The sequence below is a fragment of the Thiocystis minor genome, assembly GCF_016653465.1.
Taxonomy (GTDB): Bacteria; Pseudomonadota; Gammaproteobacteria; order Chromatiales; family Chromatiaceae; genus Chromatium; species Chromatium minus.
In genome coordinates, this window is sequence record NZ_NHSQ01000012.1 from 1 (window position 1) to 6,045 (window position 6,045).

General features: G+C 62.8%; 5 protein-coding genes. 1 reads left to right on the top strand and 4 read right to left on the bottom strand.

The annotated features are described in order from the left end of the window. Positions 1 to 190: 190 nt before the first annotated feature. Positions 191 to 1,507: a TRZ/ATZ family hydrolase gene (locus tag CCR95_RS00520; RefSeq protein WP_201090896.1), complete on the bottom strand. Its 1,317-nt coding sequence runs from the start codon at positions 1,505 to 1,507 to the stop codon at positions 191 to 193. Positions 1,508 to 1,575: 68 nt separating this feature from the next. On the opposite strand from CCR95_RS00520, the gene mtnA reads away from it, so the two are divergent. Then, the gene (gene mtnA / locus CCR95_RS00525; protein ID WP_201090897.1) at positions 1,576 to 2,649 is read left to right on the top strand and encodes an S-methyl-5-thioribose-1-phosphate isomerase; all 1,074 of its coding nucleotides are present in this window, start codon (positions 1,576 to 1,578) and stop codon (positions 2,647 to 2,649) included. 51 nt (positions 2,650 to 2,700) lie between these two features. On the opposite strand, the gene CCR95_RS00530 is transcribed toward mtnA, so the two are convergent. The 3 genes from CCR95_RS00530 to ribF all read right to left on the bottom strand — a co-directional run bounded on the left by CCR95_RS00530 (position 2,701) and on the right by ribF (position 5,749). Then, a complete protein-coding gene (locus CCR95_RS00530; RefSeq protein WP_201090898.1) occupies positions 2,701 to 3,708 on the bottom strand; it encodes an IS701 family transposase in 1,008 nt (335 codons plus the stop codon). Positions 3,709 to 3,862: 154 nt separating this feature from the next. Further along, a complete protein-coding gene (locus CCR95_RS00535) occupies positions 3,863 to 4,759 on the bottom strand; it encodes an ATP-binding protein (RefSeq protein WP_201090899.1) in 897 nt (298 codons plus the stop codon). A 24-nt stretch (positions 4,760 to 4,783) separates the two neighbouring features. Further along, positions 4,784 to 5,749: a bifunctional riboflavin kinase/FAD synthetase gene (gene ribF / locus CCR95_RS00540; protein WP_201090900.1), complete on the bottom strand. Its 966-nt coding sequence runs from the start codon at positions 5,747 to 5,749 to the stop codon at positions 4,784 to 4,786. Between the last annotated feature and the right edge of the window lie 296 nt (positions 5,750 to 6,045).

Sequence of the window (6,045 nt, forward strand, 5' to 3'; positions counted from 1 at the left end):
CTCAGACGTGAAACGGTGGCTCGCCGATGCTAGTGTGGGGCCTCCCCATGCGAATGTAGGTCACCGCCAGGGCCCTCTCCACCAACACCCCCGTCCTCAAAAAGGATGGGGGTGTTGCTTTGCGCGCAAATCGTCGGCGCCCGCTGGCGGACGACGCCGCTAGCTCACGCGCGCTGTCTGAAAATGCGGTTTAACCATCGGCCCGGATGCGCTCACCCCAGACCTGCGCTGCTGCAATCACCTCGACCGGATCCAGGCGCGTCGGCATGCCATCGCGGATTATCTGTCGACCCTGAATCCAAACCTGGCGAACCTGATGCCGACCCGCCGCATAGACCAACTGGGACACCGGGCGGTAGAGTGGTTGGGTGTGCGCGTCGCGCAGATCCAGGGCCACGAGATCGGCGGATTTTCCGGGTTCCAGCGAGCCGATTTCGTCTTCAAGCCCCAGCGCGCGCGCACCCTGAATGGTGGCCATGCGTAACGCGGTTGCCGCCGGGATCGCCGAGGCCGAACCAGCGACGCCTTTCCCGAGCAGGGCCGCGGTGTGCATCTCTCCGAGCAAATCCAAATCGTTGTTGCTGGCCGCGCCGTCCGTGCCAAGGGCGACGTTGACGCCAGCCGCCAGCAGTTTGGCGACGGGACAGAAACCGCTCGCGAGCTTGAGATTCGATTCCGGGCAGTGGATGACGTGGGCACCGACGCTGGCTAGTTTCGCGATTTCCGCATCATCGAGTTGGGTCATGTGGACCGCGATCAGGCTAGGTCCGACGAGTCCCAACCGATCAAGCCGCTCGATCGGCCGCTCTCCGTGGTCGCGCAATGACTGGACGATTTCGTCGCGGGTTTCGTGGAGGTGGAGATGGACCGGCACCTCTAGCTCGTCGGCGAGTGTGCGGATGCGGCGCAGGGGGGCATCGGAGACGGCATAGGGCGAATGCGGCGCGAAAGCGATCCGGATTAACGGATGGTCGCGATAGCGATCCTGAAACGCCAGCCCACGGGCGATGCAGTCGTCCGCGTCGGCGGCATAGCCGACGGGCGAATCCAGCAAGATCATCCCGATGACGGCGCGCATCCCTGCCTCCGCAGTCACCTGGGCGGCGACATCGGGATGGAAATACATGTCGTTGTAGCAGGTCACGCCGCTACGCAGCATTTCCAGCACCGCCAGCCGGGTACCGTCCCTGACAAAGCTCGGATCGACCCAGCGACGCTCGGTGGGCCAGATGTGCTGGTGCAGCCAGGTCATCAAGGGCATGTCGTCCGCGAAGCCGCGCATCAGGGTCATGGCCGCGTGAGTGTGTGCGTTGACCAAGCCCGGTATCAGGAGATGCCCCTCCAGTTCCATCACCCGTTCCGCCTGGATGGAGCGACGCGCTTCATCCGATGGCAGCAGGGCCAGGATGCGCCCGTCGGCAATCGCCAGGGCATGATCGGTCAGTTGCCGATTCTCGGAATCCACGGGCAGCACCCATTGAGAATGGATCAACAGTTCGGCTTGCATCGCTCTATCCTTTGGTTGTGGCGTCGAATAAGAGAGAATGGCGCCCAACTTGCCACATGGAGCCATCGATGAACATCACCAAGCCCACCATTCCCACGCCCGACGATGCCGCGCTCTGGTACGAGGATCGATTGTACCTGGCCGATCAGCGTGTGCTGCCCGAGCGCGCGGAATTTCTGTCGTACCAGCAGGCGCCCGAGGTCGCGGATGCGATTCGCGCGATGGTCGTTCGGGGCGCTCCCGCGATCGGGGTGACCGCGGCCTATGGCGTGGTTTTGGCCGGCCGTGCCGCCCATGCGATGGCCGGCGCCGGCTGGAAGACGGCGATCGAAGCGGATCTGGAGCGCCTCGCTGCCTCACGACCGACTGCCGTCAATCTGTTCTGGGCGATCCGTCGCATGCGCGTGCTGATCGAGCGTCTGGACACGACCGATCCGACCCCGGCGCTTTTGCGCGAGGCGCTGGCGATTCACGAGGAGGACCGGGCCGCAAACCGCCGCATGGGCGATCTGGGGGCCGAGCTCATCGAGGGTCCGACGGACATCGTCACCCATTGCAACGCGGGCGCTATCGCCACTGGCGGTTATGGCACCGCGCTGGGCGTAGTACGTAGCGCCTTCGCGGCGGGGAAAATCCGGCGCGTCTACGCCGACGAGACCCGACCCTGGATGCAGGGCGCGCGCCTCACGGCCTGGGAGCTGATGCATGACGGCATTCCTGTCACCCTCCAGACGGACGGCGCCGCGGCTAGTCTGATGGCTGGCGGCTCGGTCGGCTGGGTCATCGTCGGCTCGGATCGCATCGCCGCCAATGGCGACGTGGCGAACAAGATCGGCACCTATGGGTTGGCGGTTCTGGCCCGCTATCACGGGATCAAGGTCATGGTCGCGGCGCCGACCTCGACGGTGGATATGGAGGTGGCCTCCGGCGCCGAGATCCCGATCGAGGAGCGCGATCCCGACGAGTTGCTGAGCTGCGGTGGACGGCGTCTCGCACCGACGGGTTGCGTGGCCCGCAATCCGGTCTTCGACGTGACGCCCGCCGCTCTGGTTGATGCCATCGTCACCGAGCGCGGGGTAGTGCTGAATCCGACGACCGAGAAGATGCGGACGCTGATGGATAGCTCGATGGGGGGACGCTGAGGCGGGGTGCCGTTGATTTTGTCCACGAAAAACACGAAACACTCTTAGGACTTACGCAAACGCCATGCGGAGCGATGGATTCTTGAGTTGCTGAATGAGGTAGTCGTCGAGCAATCCGTGTTTGAGTTGGTAGACGGTTCGGCCACTCTCGGCGACCAGGTGTTTAAGCCGTGCCCACACGAGGAAAGCGCAGCCGATGTGGTTGCGTTGGATGCGCGCCGTGCGGCACTGGCAGGACTCCAGCCCCGTGGTTTGCTTGGCTTCGCGATGCGTCTGCTCAATCTTCCAACGGAAGCCGCACGCGTGATGTGCCGCCTCCGTCGAATCTTGAGCCAGGTCGTTGGTGACGACCCAATCCGTGCGGTGGGTGGACACCTCAACCCGGAACAGGCGCAGCTTGTGGTCTTTGGGAAAACCTTTGACTTTGATCGTTTTACCCGTCGCCAACTCCGGCGGGCTCCAGTCCAAGGCGTCGATCCGTCGGTAGGGAGCGGTGGCGGCAGAGTCGTCGACCTGACGATTACTTTTCAGCGGGCAGTAGTACACCTTGCCGAGGGATTCGATAAACAACATCAACGTCTTGGCCGCGTACCAACTGTCCATCAGCACCGCCTGGAAGGGCAGGCGCTTGTGGTGAACGACGTTGGAGAGCATCTCATGGACATGGTCCAACTTGGTTTTGCCATCGCCATCGGGGTCATAGAGGCGAAAGTCGATGAGCCAGAACGTGCCGGTCCCGGGGTTGACATAAACGCAGGTGACCACGCCGATACCCTTGATCACCGCCTTTTCGTTGCCACTCCACTGCCGGCGCACGAGGTCGATCTTGTGCGAGTAGTTCTTGTCCAGCACGGTGTCGTCGAACAGGAGATAGCCTTGCGGCGTCACGATCACATCGGCGGCCACGGTATCCCACAGGGCGCGGGGCGTGACCCGGTCGTGACGCAGATAGCGGTTGATGGTGTCGTGGCTAAAGTCCTCACAATGGTCGGCAAAGTTCGTCAGCGTGTAATTGATTTGGCTAACCAGCAAATATTGGCAGTAGGCCAAACGTGTCATCGGTGTCTTCATGCTCGTCAATTTACAGCACATTCCGCCGTTTTGCGTAAGTCCTAACTCTAAAAAAGATTTTCGTGCTTTTCGTGCTTTTCGTGGATGACTCTGGTCGTTGATGCGGTCGCCGTTGAGACGGCATCGATGCGCATTTTCTCGGTTAATTGCGGTTTAAATGCGGCGGATCTTCCGTTCGCCCCGTCCAATCCAGCGCGAACTGCCAGGCGGTGCGCCCGCTGCGCGAGCCGCGCTGTAACGCCCATTGCAGCGCGTCGCGTTCGATCGGCCCCCAGGCCACGGCCGACCAGTCGATCGGGTCGTGATGGAGTCGGCGGAGCCAGTGACGGACGACGGTCAGATATTGCGCCTGACTGAAGGGATGAAAGGCGACCCAGAGACCGAAGCGATCCGAGAGCGAGATCTTTTCCTCGACCGATTCGCCTTGATGCAGCTCGCCATCGAGGATGCGCGCCTCGCGGTTCTCGGCGTGGAATTCGGGCAGCAGATGGCGGCGGTTGGACGTGGCATAGATCAGCAGATTGTCCGGGGTGGCGGTGATCGAGCCGTCGAGCGCGGCCTTGAGCGCCTTGTAACCGGATTCGCTGGCCTCGAACGAGAGATCGTCGCAATAGAGAATGAAGCGTTCGGGGCGATTGCCGAGCAGTTCCAGAATGTCGGGCAGTTGGATCAGATCGTCCTTGTCGACTTCGATCAGGCGCAGCCCGGCGTAACGGTGGGCATTGAAAACGGCCTTGACGAGCGACGATTTGCCGGTGCCGCGCGAGCCCCAAAGCAGGACATTGTTCGCCCGGCTGCCCGCGAGAAACTGCCGGGTATTGCGCTCGACTTCCTCCTTCTGCCGGTCCAGGCATAGCAGGTCCTCAAGCGCGATCCGATGCGGCGCATGCACGGCCTGCAGCCAGCCGCGCGCGGCCTGCCGGCGCCAGCGAAAGGCGTGGGCCGACCAGTCCGGCGGCAGGCTGTCGGCCGGGAGCAGATGTTCCAGGCGGCCAATGAGCGACATCGCGCGGGTAATCAGGTGTTTGGTTTTGGACATGGCGAATCGTGTTTGCGGTACAGATCAGCGCGGCGCATCCGCTCGTTCGGCCACGCCCAGATAGGCCCGCGCGGCGGACGCATCCAACTGGATCTGGTGCCTGAGATTGTCGAAAGAGTCGAATCGCTGCTCGTCGCGGAGTTTGAGCCGGAATTCGACCTGGAGATGCCGCCCGTAGATGGTTTCGTCGAAGTCGAACAGATGCACCTCCAGCCGACAGCCCTGGCCGTCGACGGTGGGACGGGTGCCGATGTTGGCGACGCCGGCGCGCGGTTCGGGTCCAAGACCGTGCGCGACCACGGCATAAACGCCCCGCAAGGGGCTGAAGCGACGATGCAGATTCAGGTTGGCGGTGGGAAAGCCGATGGAATGTCCGCGCTTGTCGCCATGGGCCACGCGCCCCTCGATCCGATAGGGTCGCCCGAGCAGATGCTGGGCCTGCTCCAGATCGCCCCGTGCCAGCGCCTCGCGGACCCGCGTGCTGCTGATGCGCTCTTCGCCGTGGGTGATGGTGTGAAGATTCTCCACCGCGAACCCCGTTCCGCTCCGGACCGCTTCTTCGCCCATCGCGCGCAGCAGCCCATAGTCCCCCGCGCGGCCCTGTCCGAAGCGAAAATCGTCCCCGACCAGCAGAAACCGCACGCCGAGTCCGTCGATCAACAGGCGTTGCACGAAGGTCCGCGCATCCATGGCGGCGAGCCTGGGGCCGAATGCCAGCAGCATCACCTGCTCGATCCCATCGTTGCGGATGGCGTCCAGCTTCTCGCGTAGCCGCGTCAGACGCGCGGGTGCGGCGTCTGGGGCGAAAAATTCCATGGGTTGCGGCTCGAAGGTGATCACGGTCGCCGGCAGCGCCAGATCGCGTCCGCGGACGATCAGTCGCTGAAAGACGGTGCGATGTCCCAGATGGACCCCATCGAAGTTGCCGATGGTGGCGACACAGCCCCGATCGGCTGGGCGCAGGTTATGTAAGCCTCGAATCAGTCGCATGAAACTACCAAATCATTGCCGCTTCATTGAGCAAAATGTGCCGGATAGGGTCACGTCATCGACACTTGGCTCAGTCATCGCCAATTGAATCATGATGGACGCGGTTTAAGCTGGGGCAAGTATACGCGGCAAGCGGCCCGTCACGCTGACTGGTCAACCTCGCTAAAGGCATCCCATTACACACAACTCCCTGTGTGCGGGTAAAATCGATTTGAGCATTCCGGTTCATTGGGGATCGCATGGGCTGGGCAGAAGCAGAATTTCGCGGGATCGATCTGGGCGACGCGCGCCGCGAT